This window comes from Vibrio sp. MMG023 (genome assembly GCF_021654215.1).
Taxonomy (GTDB): domain Bacteria; phylum Pseudomonadota; class Gammaproteobacteria; order Enterobacterales; family Vibrionaceae; genus Vibrio; species Vibrio jasicida.
This window is the reverse complement of record NZ_JAKFZP010000002.1, coordinates 857,540-872,898: the sequence shown is the minus strand read 5'-3', so window position 1 is coordinate 872,898 and position 15,359 is coordinate 857,540. Positions and strand designations below refer to the sequence as shown.

The following is a 15,359-nucleotide window of genomic DNA, read 5'->3' as shown; positions in this document are numbered from 1 at the left end:
CTTTTTCTTTGCGATTTAAGGCGTGATATTTTGTTCACCCTTAGCTGTTTTTCTTCAGCTTTGGATACACTTTTACAAGCTTGATACGGTTCTCTTCTACTTGAACAATTTCCATTGGGTGCCCAGAAACTTGCACACTCAAATGGCTTTGAGGAATATCTTCCAGATGTTCAAGGATCAAGCCATTGAGGGTTCTTGGTCCGTCAGTTGGCAGTTTCCACTTCAAACCTTTGTTGATGTCTCGAATATTTGCACTGCCCTCAATTAAGAAGCTACCATCACCTTGCGGTGTGATCTCTTCGGACAAGCTCGGTGCGATTGAGGTGGTAAACTCACCGACGATCTCTTCCAGAATATCTTCTAACGTCACTAGTCCGTTAATGTCGCCATACTCATCGACAATCAAACCGATACGCTGTTTATTACGTTGAAACTTCAACATCTGTACGTTCAGTGGCGTGCCTTCAGGAATGTAGTACACCTCATCGGCTGCGCGTAGCAGTGTCTCTTTGTTGAACTCGTTCTTCTCTAGCATTAAGCGATAAGCTTCACGCAGACGCAGCATACCAACCACTTCATCAATCTGGTCACGGTACAGCACAATACGGCCATGAGGAGAGTGAGTCAGCTGACGAACGATAGATTTCCAGTCGTCATTGATGTCGATGCCAGTGATCTCATTACGAGGCACCATGATGTCATTCACTGTGACGTGTTCTAGGTCCAAAATAGACACCAGCATGTCTTGGTGACGACGAGGAATGAGGCCGCCAGCTTCATTTACCACGGTACGCAACTCTTCTGAGCTAAGGTGGTCTTCTGTGGTGTGATCGGCTTTTACGCCGAGTAAACGGATAAAGCCGTTAGTAATAAAGTTCACCAACATGACGAGTGGTGACAGTACCTTCATTAAAATAGTAAGAAGGATGCTGCTCGCATAAGAGACGCGCTCCGGATAGAGCGATGCGATAGTTTTCGGTGTCACCTCTGCAAAAACCAGCACCACCATAGTGAGAGCACCAGTTGCAATTGCGACTCCTAAATCGCCATACAAACGCATACCTAAAATGGTTGCGATAGCGGAAGCGAGGATATTGACGAGGTTGTTGCCGATAAGGATCAGGCCAATAAGGCGATCTGGGCGGTCGAGAAGCTTTTCGACTCGCTTCGCCCCTTTATGCCCATTATTGGCTAAGTGCTTTAAGCGGTAACGGTTCAAAGACATCATCCCTGTTTCTGAACCGGAGAAGTAACCTGATATGACGATAAGACACGCGAGTAGCGCAAATAAGATACCCGTAGATATGTCGTCCAAAACGCAGCAGTTCCTTTTATGTGTTTGGTTAATTTATGACCGAGCTAGGTCATGAAGTCAATGGAATAAGGGGTACTCTATTTTATTTGCTCGGCAATATAAAGGATAAGGAGCACAAGGCTCCTTATTAATTGCATTTAATCGATGGAAAGTATCAACTTAAGATGATCTCTTTCACGAAGCGACTACCAAAGTACGCCAAGGTCAACAAAGTCGCACCTGCAACCGCAAACCAAGTCACTTTTTTGCCTCGCCACCCTTTACGGTAGTGACCCCAAAGCAGAATTGAGTACACAATCCATGCGATGAAAGAAAGAATTCCCTTGTGGGCTTTACCTTGAGCAAACATGTCTTGTACAAACACAAAACCAGTAATCAGCGTTGCCGTGAGCAACAAGTTACCAATCAAGATAATTTTGAATAGCTGACGCTCCACCATCATGAGTGGCGGTAAGTTTGGATTGATTGCGAGTGATTTTTTCGTTTTAAGCTTGTGATCAAGCCAAGCTAACTGGAGTGCGTAGAGTGCACCAATGGTCAACGTGGCGTAAGAGAAGAGTGCGAACGATATGTGAATAAGTAACTTAGGGTCGTTTTCTAAATGTCTAATAAATGTGCTTGGTAAAAACGTTGCTGCAGATAAATTGATAGCAGCAAAACTGTATACCACAGGCAACAAGAACCATAAGCGATTCTTAAGCATTGCCACACTCATGACCAAAGAAATAATAAAACTTATTAGCGAAGCAACATTAAGAATACTGAGGTTTTGCCCTGAGCCGTCAAATATCAGGTCACTCAGAATCCAAGCATGAAAAACAAGCGCACATGCCGCACTGGCAAATACGGTTTTGACTTTGATTCCAGACTGCTGAGAGAGTCCAGGTATGATGGTCGCTATCGCCAAAACGTAAAGTATGGCGGCCGCGATGGCAATTAAGCTATCCATGAATCCTAAGAGTTATTGTGCACGATGCTAAAAATTATACCTTGCATTACTCTTTGGGGCTACGGTAGATCCTTCATCAATCACGAGAGATGAGATATTGAAATTAACAAGTTAGCCCTCAAGTTAATGATAAGAGCAGTGTTCGGGTATGACTGTGACGTTGGCTAAGGTATACTCACACTAATTAATCGCCATTTTAGCGAAGAGACAAAGATGTTTGAGAATTTAACGGATCGATTATCCAAAACGCTGAAAAATATCAGTGGCAAAGGTCGTCTGACCGAAGACAACATTAAAGAAACCCTACGTGAAGTGCGCATGGCGCTTTTGGAAGCGGACGTTGCCCTTCCTGTTGTGCGTGAGTTTGTTAACCGCGTTAAAGAAAAAGCGGTGGGCGTAGAAGTTTCTAAATCGCTGACTCCGGGTCAGGAATTCATCAAGATCGTTCAAGCAGAGCTTGAAGGTGTAATGGGTGAATCTAACGAAGCCCTAAATCTAGCAGCGCAGCCGCCAGCCGTTCTTTTAATGGCGGGCCTACAAGGTGCGGGTAAAACCACATCGGTAGGTAAGCTTTCTAAGCTTCTAAAAGAGCGTGATAAGAAGAAAGTCTTGGTTGTGTCAGCCGACGTTTACCGTCCTGCGGCAATCAAACAGCTAGAAACTCTAGCATCAGACATCGGCGTCGACTTCTTCCCATCGTCACCGGATCAAAAACCACTTGATATTGCGAATGCCGCGATCGACCACGCGAAGAAGAAATTCTATGACGTGCTTATTGTCGATACCGCAGGTCGTTTGGCTATCGATGAAGAAATGATGGGTGAGATTAAAGATCTTCACTCTGCTATTAACCCGGTCGAGACACTGTTCGTTGTTGATGCAATGACAGGTCAAGATGCGGCGAACACAGCGAAAGCATTCGGTGATGCGCTACCGCTAACCGGTGTGATTCTGACTAAAGTGGATGGTGATGCACGTGGTGGTGCGGCGCTATCGGTTCGTCATATCACGGGTAAGCCAATTAAATTCCTCGGTGTGGGTGAAAAAACTGACGCACTAGAACCATTCCACCCAGATCGTATTGCATCGCGTATTCTAGGCATGGGTGATGTACTGTCACTGATTGAAGACCTACAACGCAATGTCGATCAAGACAAAGCAGAAAAACTAGCGAAAAAGTTCAAAGAGAAGAAAGGTTTTGACCTTGAAGACTTCCGTGAGCAGCTAGGTCAAATGCAAAACATGGGTGGCATGATGGGCATGCTAGACAAATTGCCAGGTATGTCTCAATTGCCGTCAGACGTGAAAGACAAAGTTGATGACAAGATGTTCAAGCAAATGGAAGCGATCATCAGCTCAATGACAATGAAAGAACGTCAACGCCCGGAAATCATCAAAGGCTCACGTAAAAAACGTATCGCAGCAGGTTCGGGTGTTCAGGTACAAGACGTAAACCGTCTGCTTAAGCAGTTTACCCAAATGCAAAAGATGATGAAGAAAATGCAAAAGGGCGGCATGAAAGGCATGATGCGCAACATGCAAGGCATGATGGGCGGAGGTATGGGTGGAGGCGGTGGCTTCAATCCATTTGGTCGTTAAACGATTGCCTAGACTTTAGTTTCAGGGTGTTAGCTACATCACAAACTTGAATTTCAATTTATGTTGGTGAAAAAGTAACTAAATACCTTGCATTGCTTCGGGATAAGAGTAAAATTCCGGAGCTTTATTTTGGCACGAGACCCCAGATTGTTCAGCTTTATGGATGATTATTGGGGTTAATTTTATTTTTGAGAAAGCAAAGAGGACGACATGGTAACCATTCGTTTGGCACGTCACGGCGCTAAAAAGCGTCCATTTTATCAAATCGTAGTAGCGGACAGCCGCAACGCTGCAACTGGCCGTTTCATCGAGAAAGTTGGTTTCTTCAACCCAACTGCTAAAGGTCAAGAAGAAGGTCTACGTCTAGACCTAGACCGCGTTAACCATTGGGTTGGTCAAGGCGCGTCTCTATCTGACCGCGTTGCTAAGCTAGTTAAAGACGCTCAAAAAGCGGCTTAATTCTTTTAAGAAGTAGAAACTAGTTTATGTCGATGAAAGGTAAAGAAACGATGAGCAACGAGAAGATTGTTGTAGGCAAGTTTGGTGCTACTTACGGCATTCGTGGTTGGCTTAAAGTTTTTTCCTACACAGACAATGCTGAAAGCATTTTCGATTACAGCCCTTGGTTTGTTAACCAAAAGGGTACGTGGGTTGAGTACAAAGTAGAAAGCTGGAAGCGTCATGGTCAAGGCTATGTATGCAAGCTAGCAGGGTTGGACGTTCGTGAAGACGCGCAGCTGATGACCAACTTTGAAATTGCTATTGACCCTGCGGTACTACCTGAATTGTCAGAAGAAGAATTCTACTGGCGTGAATTGTTTGGGATGCAAGTGGTAACCACTAAAGGTTACGATCTGGGTGTCGTTAATGACATTCTAGAAACTGGCTCAAACGATGTTCTGGTTGTTAAAGCAAATCTAAAAGATGCTTTCGGGCAGAAGGAACGATTAATCCCGTTCCTTGAAGAGCAAGTGATCATTAAAGTTGATCGCACAGCTCAACGGATCGAAGTTGACTGGGATCCTGGATTCTAATCTCCAAAACTACAGAGCGAGATAAACATGTGGGTTGGCGTTATTAGCCTTTTTCCTGAAATGTTCCGTTCTGTTACTGAATTTGGAGTAACAGGTCAAGCGGTTAAAAAAGGTCTTTTGTCAATTGAGACTTGGAATCCTCGCGATTTCACTCACGACAAACATCGCACTGTCGATGACCGACCTTACGGTGGTGGTCCTGGTATGTTAATGATGGTTCAGCCTTTGCGCGATGCCATTCATACCGCGAAAGCAGCCTCACCGGGTAAGACGAAAGTCATTTACCTTTCTCCTCAAGGTCGCAAGCTCGACCAAAAGGGAGTAGAAGAACTGGCAACGAATGAGAATTTACTTCTGATTTGTGGCCGTTACGAAGGGGTAGATGAGCGTATCATTCAATCTGAAGTCGACGAAGAATGGTCGATTGGAGATTTTGTGATGACGGGTGGTGAAATACCAGCCATGACACTGATCGATTCAGTCTCTCGGTTTGTTCCGGGTGTACTAGGCGATTTTGCGTCAGCAGAAGAGGATTCTTTTGCAAATGGTTTGTTAGATTGCCCTCACTATACGCGTCCTGAAATGTTGGATGATAAAGAAGTGCCAGCGGTACTGATGTCAGGCAACCATAAGGATATTCGTCAATGGCGACTAAAACAGTCGCTGGGCCGAACTTGGCTAAGAAGACCAGAGCTCCTGGAAAACCTAGCTCTGACTGACGAACAGGAACAATTACTTGCTGAGTTCATTACTGAACATAACGCAAAGTAACCTAATTTATTTAGTATCAGTTTATTCTAGGAATTTAAAAAATGAGTAACATCATCAAAGCTCTTGAAGAAGAGCAAATGAAATCAGACCTGCCTAAATTTGCACCAGGTGACACTGTTGTAGTTCAGGTTAAAGTTAAAGAAGGTGAGCGTGAGCGTCTACAGGCTTTCGAAGGCGTTGTAATCGCAATCCGTAACCGTGGTCTACACTCTGCTTTCACTGTACGTAAGATCTCTAACGGTGAAGGTGTTGAGCGTACGTTCCAAACACACTCTCCAATCGTTGATAGCATCGAAGTTAAACGCCGTGGTGCAGTACGTCGTGCCAAGTTGTACTACCTACGTGAGCGTTCTGGTAAGTCTGCTCGTATCAAAGAGAAACTTGCTAAGAAGTAATGCTATAACTAGCGTTCTCATAGTAAACGGAGCCCAATTGGGCTCCGTTTTTTTATGCGTGGAAAAAGACGCTGGGTTTAGGGAGCGGACGTTGTCCCTCGAGAATCGGGAACGCTACGAGATTCGAGAGCTTTTCGCTTTAGGAACCGAGAGGTGTTGTTGAAGAGCTAGTGCAAGAAGTATGGCCTTGAAAGGTTGTTGGCAGAGCTTGTCCCTAGAAAGACAAAATGAACCGAATCCCGAAAAATAAAAAGGGCTGATGTTCCACATCAACCCCTCTCTCTATTCTCGAAGTGTAGAGTTCTCGTTTCTCGACTCTAGCCTCTCAATTCTTTAGTACTGGTCTTCAGACCATCCATCGCTGTCCGACATATCCGGTGCGCCAGCAATGGCGTTTTCTTCGTCAGCCCATTCACCAAAATCAATCATTTGGCATTTCTTGCTACAAAAAGGGCGGTGAGGGCTTTGCTCTCCCCATTCTACGTCTGCACCGCATTGTGGGCATGGCACGATAGTAATTTTAGACATGATTAAAGAGTCCCATTATGTTGAGGTGTCAAAGGGGGTATAGAAATAATAGTGTGCGTTGGTTTTAGCTACAAACCGCGAGTTCAAACTCAACGTCTTGCGTGCAAGCTTGTCCGCTTTCAAATGACATAAACTTAATCGCAAAGCGGTTCTTATGCCCCGAAATCATCGGATAGACGCCATATTCCATAGGGATGTGTAAACGAAGAATATTCGCTTCATCAGCGTCGCTTTGGAAGAAGCCAGCACGAGCAATTTGTGCTTTAAAGTGGCCTGTTTCGCGAGTCAGTTTTAGCCACAAAGCGAGTGCATCGGACAACGGCTTTAAGCTCTCTTGCCATTGGGCTGCATCGTGCTTTTTGCGTTCGATAGGAAGGTGTAACCAATAATGCAAGGCTGGCAAATCAAAACAGCAAGAACCACCAGGAAGATTAAAGCGCTGGCGAATTGAGCTTAAAAAACGATCTTCTTTCAACGCTTGGCCGAAACGTTCAGCAGTCATCAGTTGGCTATGAACCACATCGATCTCTTTGAGTAGCTCACTTAACGCTTGCTGATCGACGCCTTCAACGTTCAGCCAATTTCGGTAGGCCAAACGTTGTTTCTCAAGATCTTTTGCCAACTCACTTTTCAATTGAATCTGCTCAAAGATTTCAACCATGTCGAAAAGCGCACGGAAGAACAACTGATATTGGTGATTATCGGCAAAACCAGAGGCTAGGTGAGCCTGACGCAGCAAAGACTCAACTCTCAGATAGATGCGAGTTTTCTCATTTAACGGATGTTCAAATTTGTGCGTGGTCATCGACATAAGCCTTGGTGAGTTTCATTCCTATTTTCGCAGATTTTTCTTACACATGGCTAGGTACTTTTCGTGTAAATCTGTGATTTGAAGCAAAAGATCAGGGTCATCTGGGTTATTTCTCACCACATCATTCGCAATCGCGAGTCTTTGCGCTTGTGTTGCTTGTGAGGCTAAGATAGCACGAGCTTGATCTTCACTTACATTATCACGTTTTACCGTTCTTGCGATTTGAGTTTCCGGTTCAACATCAACCACAAGCACTCGATCACACAGGCTATCAAGCTTGTTTTCGATTAAGAGCGGGACAACCAGTAGCGCATACTCGGACTCCACTTGCTCTAAATCTTCGATCATTTTTTCGCGGATCATCGGATGTAGTAGGGCGTTTAGCCACGCTTTCTCGTCCGGATTAGAGAAAATTTGCTCTCTTAATTTTGCTCTATCAAGGCTTTGGTCTTCTCGTACAATATCAATACCAAAATGTTCAATGATCGCATTGAGCCCAGTAGAGCCCGGTTCTACGACTTCGCGGGCTACAATATCCGCGTCAACAACGTCTATTTTGAATTGCTGTTTGAATAAGTTTGCAACGGTGGTTTTACCGCTTGCAATGCCGCCTGTTAGGCCAATAACAAAAGCCATTTACACTCCTAGAATCGACGTGAAGTACCAGTTTAGAATCTGGTTACCCCAAATAAGGCTCACCCAACCTGCAATCGCAAGGTAAGGGCCAAAGGGGAACGCTTTTTCGATACCCTGTTTTTGTAAACGCAGTTGTATCAGGCCGAAAATAACGCCCACAACCGACGACAGTAAAATGATCATCGGCAGTGATTGCCAGCCTAACCATGCACCAAGGGCAGCAAGCAGTTTGAAGTCACCATAGCCCATGCCTTCTTTGCCAGTCAGAAGCTTAAATACCCAGTAAACACTCCAAAGGCACAAGTAACCAGCCATCGCGCCAATGATGGCGTCTTGTAGGTTAACAGGACTAACGCCAGACAATGCAAGTGCAATACCTGCCCACATTAATGGCAGCGTTAGTTGGTCTGGTAGCAACATAGTATCGAGGTCGATAAACGTGGCGGCAATCAATACAAAGGTAAAGAAAACCAGCGCAACAGTGAAGTAACTAAAACCGAAGTGAAACGCGATAAAACCCGAACCAAAAGCAGTAAGCAATTCGATGAGAGGGTAGCGAGCACTAATCGAGGATTTACAGTTATGGCACTTGCCTTTCAGAAGCAGCCAGCTAATGACAGGAATGTTGTCACGAATGCGGATCGGCGTTCCACACTGTTGGCAGGAAGAACGAGGGACACTTAAGGTCAGTGTTTCTTTCGGTGCTTCAATTTTGTATTCAGGGAATGATTCAGCGCACTCGCGTCGCCATTCTAGTTCCATGATCTTGGGTAAGCGGTAAATAACCACGTTGAGGAAACTACCCACGATCAAACCAAAAATTGTGGCAAATACAACGAATAGCCATGGGTAGTACTGGAATACTTCCATATCTGTCTCTTGAACGATGAATCAAATAGCAAAGTGCTGTTTTGATGGGATTAATTTGCTAAAGCAACATTCTATCCCAATACGCTCATTAAGTTAAAGATTGGTAAGTACATTGCTGTGACCAATCCGCCAACGACGACCCCAAGAAAAACAATGATCAACGGCTCTAAAATTTTACTCAGATTGTCGACGGTGTTATCCACTTCAAACTCATAGATCGCGGCAATTTTATTGAGCATATCGTCTAAACGTCCGGATTCTTCACCGATCATTACCATTTGCAGCACCAATTCTGGGAATACGTTGCAATTGCGCATTGCGATGTACATTGGCATACCCGCTGCGGTATCTCGGTAGACCTCTTCGATGGCAAGTTGATAATGCATATTACCGGATGTTTTAGAGGTGGTTTTTAAGCTTGTCAAAATGGGGATACCGGCGGTAAAACTGGTTGCAAGAGTACGGCTGAATTTCGCAATCGCTGCTTTGGATAAGACGGGGCCGAGTATCGGAAATCTTAAGCTCGATCGAGCCAACAATAATCGGAAAGAATCCGAACGTTTAGCCATGATACGGGAGGAAATAAATAAGCTTAATGCACTGAGCCCAATAAAAGGCCCCCAATTTTGTGTCCATGCCGAAAGATTTAAGACCATTTGAGTAAATGCAGGCAGGTCGGCGCCAAAGCCAACAAACATCTTTTCGAACTCAGGTATCACTTTGGTGAGCATGAGGTAGGAGACCCCTAGCGCGACCAAAACTACCATCGCAGGATAGATGAGTGCTTTGATAACTTTTGCTTTCAATTGTTCGCTTTTTTCTCGGTAAGTCGCAAGACGTTCAAATACCTGAGGTAAGTTACCTGACTGCTCACCGGTTGCGATTAAATCAGTATAGAGTGGATCAAAATGCGTGCTGGCGGTGCGCATGGCTTTGGACATTGGCGTACCTGCTTCTACTGCTCGTGTTACGCTCATCAGTATTGATTTCATCTCAGCTTTTCTATGGTTTTCTGAGACAAGCTTCAGAGCTTGAACGATGGGAACGCCGGTCATTAACATGGTAGCGATTTGACGGGTAAATACCGTAATGTCTTTGCCTTTGACTCGATGACTCAGTTTCGTGATAAAAGAAATACTGCTTTTCTTAAGCTTCTTAATTTTAATGTGTTGAGCATCCAGGCGTTCTCGCACTTCAATTTCTGTCATGGCTAACACTTGTCCGGAGGTTTTCTTCCCTGAGCTGTTCGTGCCTTTCCAGCGGAAACTTTTAAGTTGTGGGGCGTTAGTTTTCATAGAGTCGATGATTGCCTAATAAACGTAAAGATCAGAAGTAGAGAACGCGTTGCAATTCGCTAAAGCTGGTGATGCCTTGTTTGAGTTTTTCTATACCGGACATTTGTAAGGTGTGCATGCCGTTTTTGATAGCAAGTTTTTCTAATTCATGAACGGATGCGCCTTTGATTAGTGCTTCGGAAAGCGTCTCGTCAAAGCGCATCACTTCATAAATGCCGGTTCGACCAGAATAACCTTGGGTACATTCGTTACAGCCATCTGGGTTCGCTTGAAAGATGTTTTCCGTGGAGTGGATGCCAATATGTTGCAGTTGTGCATTCGGCTCTTGAGGTTGTTTGCACTGAGGGCATAGCTTTCTTGCCAAGCGTTGAGCGATGATCAAGCTCAATGATGAAGCAAGGTTAAAGCTCTCAACCCCCATATTGGATAAGCGAATCACGGTTTCAGCGGCAGAGTTGGTGTGCAGAGTAGACAGAACTAAGTGGCCAGTTTGTGAGGCTTTAATAGCGATTTCTGCCGTGTCTAGATCGCGGATCTCACCCACCATGACCACATCAGGATCCTGACGTAAGAAAGAACGAAGTGCTTCAGAAAAACCAAAGCCAATTTTGGGCTGGACTTGCACTTGGTTGATGCCAGGCAGGTTAATTTCAACGGGGTCTTCCGCTGTAGAGATATTGATCTCTGTTTTGTTTAGAAGACTTAAGCCTGTATAGAGCGAGACGGTTTTGCCACTTCCCGTCGGGCCTGTCATTAAAATCATGCCTTGTGGTCGTTTTAGCGCATCCAGATAAAGTTGCTTCTGCTCATCGCTGTAACCCAAGCGGTCAATATTTAGTGAGGCGGAGCTGCTGTCGAGCAAACGCAGTACTATTTTTTCGCCGAATAGCGTTGGTAGTGTCGATACGCGCATATCAATTGCAGTATCTTGGTTTAGCTTAAGCTTGATACGACCATCTTGCGGTAAGCGTCGTTCGGCGATATCGAGTTTGGATAAGATTTTAATACGCGCCGATAAACGGCGACTTAAATGACTCGGTGGTTGTTGGCTTTCAACGAGAATACCATCACAACGTAAGCGCACTCGATACATGTTTTCGTAGGGTTCAAAGTGAATATCCGAAGCGCCTTTACGCACGGCATCCAACAAAATCTGATTAATGTAACGACTGACAGGTGCTTCGTCTTGGCTGAGATCTTCGATGTTGTCGATTTCATCTGCACCAATATCAACCAGACCTGCCAGTTCATCTTGGTTGATCTCTTTTAATCCGGACTTTTCCTGTCCTAGTGCTCGACCATATAAGCGCCTAATTGCCGCACTGAGTTCACGAAAATCCGCAAGAACAAGCTCAACCTGTAGTCCTGTCGCAAAACGAAAGTCATCTTCAGCTTGGAGATTAGTCGGATCAGCTACCGCCAAGATCAGAGTCGAAGAACTGCGATTGAGCGGCAGAGCGTTGTGCCGAGTGATCAAATCTCGCAAACCTAGCGTTTGGCATAACGAAGCGTATTCGTATTGATTGAGAGAGGTGCAAGAAAGCCCAAAAACAGAGCTTAGGTGCTCCGTTAACTCATAAGATTGGAAAAAGCCGGAATTGAGCAAAGCCTCCGGCATTGAGATACCAGAAGCTTTAGCTTGCTCAAGTAACAGTTCTTCTTGGGAAAAAGTCAGTATTCCAGCTTGGCGAAGAACTGTTGAGAGGTTGGTTAGCATTATGGGCAGTAAGAGGTTTGTACTGCGTTGGTCGCATCTTTACATTCTGAGGACCATGTAACTCCATTCGTAGCATAAGTTGCAGTTAAAATGTATTTTTCGTTTTGCTTAATTGGACCTTTGTCGTTTGCTGCATTTACTGTAATGCTAATTGCACCTGAAGCTGTACCAGCTGCCGGCGTTACTGTTAGATTATTTAGGGTGAAGGCAGCAGGTATACCATTCGCCGTTTGGTGACATTTAGTCTTAAATGCGCCAGCATCTGCTGCGTGTTCATGAGCACAAAGCTCAACTGCTAGTTTTGTAGAAGATGCAACTTTAGGGAACTCTGCCATTGTTGCTTTCTTCGTATAATCTTGATAAGCCGGGATTGCAAACGCAGCCAAGATACCAATAATTGCAACCACAATCATCAATTCAATCAGCGTAAAACCTTGCTGCTTTTTCTGTTTATTCGTTTTCATCTTCTTTCCTTAAGATAAATTTAGTTAATGCTTATGCATGGGGCAGAAGAGTAAAAAGAGTAGAAACAAGTGGAAACTGGAAACGAAGTGGCTCTCGAGTGAGATAAAGATCTTTGCACTGTAGTTGCATATTGCATGCAAGGTTTTGCGAGTGGTGTTATTTTTTTAGTGGATAAAAAAAAGAGCCTTGCGGCTCTCTATTTAGTGAATCAGATTACAACATGCTGACTTTTCGGAAGTTAATATTGTTGTCGGTACTCTATTTACTTAAAGCGCATCGAAAGGTCCATCGCTTTTAGGTGCTTAGTCAAAGCACCCACCGAGATGTAATCGACGCCAGTTTCTGCGTATTCAGCGATGGTTTTTAAGGTTACATTACCTGAGTTTTCTAATGCCGCACGACCAGCGTTGATGGCTACCGCTTCACGCATCATGTTGGTAGTGAAGTTGTCGAGCATGATGATGTCGGCACCCGCTTCAATCGCTTCATTTAGCTCATCCAAGCTTTCGGTTTCTACTTCAACTGGTTTACCAGGGTTCAACTCTTTTGCTGTCGTGATCGCTTGAGTAATACCACCACAAGCAATGATGTGGTTTTCTTTAATTAGGTAAGCATCGAATACACCAATACGATGGTTGAAACCGCCACCACAAGCTACTGCGTATTTAAGCGCGCTACGTAAACCTGGAATCGTTTTACGTGTATCTAATAGACGGCACTCTGTATGAGCAATTTTTTCTGCGTACTCAGCGGTAATGGTCGCGCAACCTGAAAGGGTTTGAATAAAGTTCATTGCGTTGCGCTCGCCAGTGAGCAAATCACGAGCAGGACCAGTCAACGTACACAGTGTCTGATTTGGTTCTACCTTGTCACCATCTTTGACATGCCATTCGATGGTTACTTTGCTACCCAGTTGTTTGAATACTTCATCTGCCCACGCTTGGCCACAAAACACACCGTGTTCACGAGTGATGATGGTTGCAGTGTTAATCGCGTCAGCTGGGATAAGCGATGCGGTGATGTCTTTATCGACATCCAATGTACCACCTAGATCTTCTTTTAGGGTATCGGCTACAGCGCGAGTGATTTCTAATGGAAGTTGTTGCTTAAGATATTCTAGGCGTTCTTGGCTGTTGTGTGTGTTCTTCATCGCAAATCTAGTCTTGAAAGGGAGATGGCAACGAATGATACTCTCCGGTGTCAATAATTTCAGCAGTTAATTTGCAAAGTAGAGAGGTTGATATGTGCCTAAAAATCGAGAATGGTTGGTTGACGCAAGCGAAGCATGTCCCTTCGCCATTTTTTGATGCTCGTTCAGACAAAGAAGATATCTCTCTGCTGGTGGTGCACAACATCAGCTTGCCTCCGGGTCAATTTGGTGGATGTTATATAGAGGACTTTTTTACCGGCAATCTTGACCCCAATGCCCATCCATTTTTTGAAGTAATTCACAAAATGGGCGTTTCGGCACATTGTTTAATTAAGCGTGATGGCGAGATTGTTCAGTTTGTTTCTTTTTTAGACAGAGCTTGGCATGCCGGACAATCTAGCTTCGCTGGCCGTGAACGTTGTAATGACTATTCAATTGGTATTGAGTTGGAAGGCACCGAGTTTGTTGCGTACACAGAAGAGCAATATCAATCACTTACTGCATTGACCCAATCCGTTATGCATTCCTACCCAAAAATTACCTTGCCGAGAATTACGGGGCATCAGTATATCGCTCCCTTGAGAAAAGCCGATCCTGGGCTAAGCTTTGACTGGGCCAAGTTCAGACAACAAGTACAAAGTTAACTTGTAGCAAAAGTGTAAATTCAAAAAACAGAAATAAATAAGGCATACACTCAGGTATGCCTTTTTTTGATACAAGAAATATGAAGGCTTGTTAAAAGTTAACGACATTTTGGGGCGTTAAAACGGTTCGTGACGAAAAAATGACCCGGTTTTTTTGTCATTTTTTGTTTTTGTTGATCAAATTTACTAGCACGAAGACTTCCCATCTGTTTTGTTTATGTAATTGGTCATACCAATTTTATTGCTGTTTTAATGGTCGATTGTTATCAAAGTGTTGGTTGTAAGTCCGTTCTATGATTTAGGTCAACTTTTGGCTGGACAGTCACGTTTTAATTATGTTAATTTCTGCACCAACTTAAAATTGGTATTACCAATTACCTGCAAGAGTAGAAGAACAATAAATTATGGCTTATCAAAGGATTCGTCAGCCAAAACTCTCTGATGTTATTGAACAAGAGTTAGAAAGGTTGATTGTGGAAGGAACACTCTCTCCGGGGCAGCAATTGCCACCAGAGCGCGAACTCGCAAAGCAGTTCGATGTGTCTCGTCCATCTGTCCGTGAAGCCATTCAGCGTTTGGAAGCGAAACGTCTGCTTACTCGTCGTCAAGGCGGTGGCACATTCGTAAGTGAAAACATCTGGAAGAGTTTCTCAGACCCTTTGCTGAATTTGTTATCTACCCACTCAGAGACGCAATTGGACTTGCTTGAATCGCGCCATGCGATGGAAGGCATTTCAGCGTACTTTGCAGCATTACGTGGTACCGATGAAGATTTTGCTCGTATTCAAGCTTGCCTGAATCAAATCAGTGCAGAGCAAAAAGGCGACAACGTTGAAGCAGAAGCGGCAGCAGTAATGCAATTTTTGATTGCATTAACCGAAGCAGCGCACAACGTCGTTCTCCTTCATATTGTTCGTAGCCTTGCGCCTTTGCTTGAGCAGAATGTTCTACAGAATCTAAAGCTCTTACATCGCCGCGATGAAGTGGTCGATAAAGTAAGTAAACACAGAGCTAATATCGTGGATGCGATTGTTTCTGGTCAGCCTGAAAAGGCGCGTGAAATGTCTCACTCACATTTAGCTTATATCGAAGAAACATTGTTGGATTTGACTCGAGAAGAGTCTCGACGAGAGCGTTCTCTGCGTCGAATTCAGCAAGGTAACGATTCTTAATACAAGAA

Annotated in this window: 17 protein-coding genes; 7 read left to right on the top strand and 10 right to left on the bottom strand. The window is 44.4% G+C overall.

Annotated features, from left to right (window positions below; genetic code table 11):
• Positions 1-40: 40 nt before the first annotated feature.
• Together L1076_RS09085 and L1076_RS09080 are read right to left on the bottom strand one after the other, a co-directional pair.
• Positions 41-1,315: a CNNM domain-containing protein gene (locus L1076_RS09085; RefSeq protein WP_038870466.1), complete on the bottom strand. Its 1,275-nt coding sequence runs from the start codon at positions 1,313-1,315 to the stop codon at positions 41-43.
• A gap of 154 nt (positions 1,316-1,469) precedes the next feature.
• A complete protein-coding gene (locus L1076_RS09080; RefSeq protein WP_038870467.1) occupies positions 1,470-2,264 on the bottom strand; it encodes an inner membrane protein YpjD in 795 nt (264 codons plus the stop codon).
• Positions 2,265-2,477: 213 nt separating this feature from the next.
• On the opposite strand from L1076_RS09080, the gene ffh reads away from it, so the two are divergent.
• From ffh to rplS, 5 genes are all read left to right on the top strand, one after another.
• On the top strand, positions 2,478-3,863 hold the full coding sequence (ffh, locus tag L1076_RS09075; protein WP_038870469.1) for a signal recognition particle protein: 1,386 nt from the start codon (positions 2,478-2,480) through the stop codon (positions 3,861-3,863).
• A 210-nt stretch (positions 3,864-4,073) separates the two neighbouring features.
• On the top strand, positions 4,074-4,322 hold the full coding sequence (gene rpsP / locus L1076_RS09070) for a 30S ribosomal protein S16 (RefSeq protein WP_005438039.1): 249 nt from the start codon (positions 4,074-4,076) through the stop codon (positions 4,320-4,322).
• A gap of 26 nt (positions 4,323-4,348) precedes the next feature.
• On the top strand, positions 4,349-4,897 hold the full coding sequence (gene rimM, locus L1076_RS09065) for a ribosome maturation factor RimM (protein WP_038870471.1): 549 nt from the start codon (positions 4,349-4,351) through the stop codon (positions 4,895-4,897).
• Between the two features lie 27 nt (positions 4,898-4,924).
• Complete coding sequence (gene trmD / locus L1076_RS09060) at positions 4,925-5,668, top strand: tRNA (guanosine(37)-N1)-methyltransferase TrmD (protein WP_038870473.1); 744 nt, start codon at positions 4,925-4,927, stop codon at positions 5,666-5,668.
• Between the two features lie 41 nt (positions 5,669-5,709).
• Positions 5,710-6,063 carry a 50S ribosomal protein L19 gene (gene rplS, locus L1076_RS09055; protein WP_038870475.1) on the top strand — a complete coding sequence of 118 codons (354 nt, stop codon included), beginning with the start codon at positions 5,710-5,712 and terminating at the stop codon, positions 6,061-6,063.
• Between the two features lie 333 nt (positions 6,064-6,396).
• Here rplS and yacG read toward each other — a convergent pair whose 3' ends face one another.
• From yacG to nadC, 8 genes are all read right to left on the bottom strand, one after another.
• Positions 6,397-6,591, bottom strand: a complete 195-nt coding sequence (gene yacG, locus L1076_RS09050) for a DNA gyrase inhibitor YacG (RefSeq protein ID WP_038870477.1) — start codon at positions 6,589-6,591, stop codon at positions 6,397-6,399.
• A 64-nt stretch (positions 6,592-6,655) separates the two neighbouring features.
• Positions 6,656-7,396 (bottom strand): cell division protein ZapD, encoded by a 741-nt coding sequence (gene zapD, locus L1076_RS09045; RefSeq protein ID WP_038870479.1) that lies wholly within the window; start codon positions 7,394-7,396, stop codon positions 6,656-6,658.
• A 27-nt stretch (positions 7,397-7,423) separates the two neighbouring features.
• Positions 7,424-8,038, bottom strand: coding sequence for a dephospho-CoA kinase (gene coaE, locus L1076_RS09040; protein ID WP_054756385.1), 615 nt, complete (start codon positions 8,036-8,038; stop codon positions 7,424-7,426).
• Complete coding sequence (locus L1076_RS09035) at positions 8,039-8,908, bottom strand: A24 family peptidase (protein WP_038870483.1); 870 nt, start codon at positions 8,906-8,908, stop codon at positions 8,039-8,041. It lies immediately after the preceding gene.
• Positions 8,909-8,979: 71 nt separating this feature from the next.
• Positions 8,980-10,203, bottom strand: coding sequence for a type II secretion system F family protein (locus L1076_RS09030; RefSeq protein ID WP_038870485.1), 1,224 nt, complete (start codon positions 10,201-10,203; stop codon positions 8,980-8,982).
• Positions 10,204-10,234: 31 nt separating this feature from the next.
• Positions 10,235-11,920, bottom strand: a complete 1,686-nt coding sequence (pilB, locus tag L1076_RS09025) for a type IV-A pilus assembly ATPase PilB (RefSeq protein ID WP_237303524.1) — start codon at positions 11,918-11,920, stop codon at positions 10,235-10,237.
• Positions 11,920-12,384, bottom strand: coding sequence for a prepilin-type N-terminal cleavage/methylation domain-containing protein (locus L1076_RS09020; RefSeq protein WP_054756388.1), 465 nt, complete (start codon positions 12,382-12,384; stop codon positions 11,920-11,922). Before L1076_RS09020 ends, pilB begins: the two co-directional genes overlap by 1 nt.
• Positions 12,385-12,647: 263 nt before the next feature.
• The gene (nadC, locus tag L1076_RS09015; protein WP_237303523.1) at positions 12,648-13,535 is read right to left on the bottom strand and encodes a carboxylating nicotinate-nucleotide diphosphorylase; all 888 of its coding nucleotides are present in this window, start codon (positions 13,533-13,535) and stop codon (positions 12,648-12,650) included.
• A 92-nt stretch (positions 13,536-13,627) separates the two neighbouring features.
• On the opposite strand from nadC, the gene ampD reads away from it, so the two are divergent.
• A complete protein-coding gene (gene ampD, locus L1076_RS09010) occupies positions 13,628-14,179 on the top strand; it encodes a 1,6-anhydro-N-acetylmuramyl-L-alanine amidase AmpD (protein WP_038870491.1) in 552 nt (183 codons plus the stop codon).
• A 404-nt stretch (positions 14,180-14,583) separates the two neighbouring features.
• Positions 14,584-15,351, top strand: a complete 768-nt coding sequence (pdhR, locus tag L1076_RS09005) for a pyruvate dehydrogenase complex transcriptional repressor PdhR (RefSeq protein ID WP_186175115.1) — start codon at positions 14,584-14,586, stop codon at positions 15,349-15,351.
• The last annotated feature ends 8 nt before the right edge of the window (positions 15,352-15,359 follow it).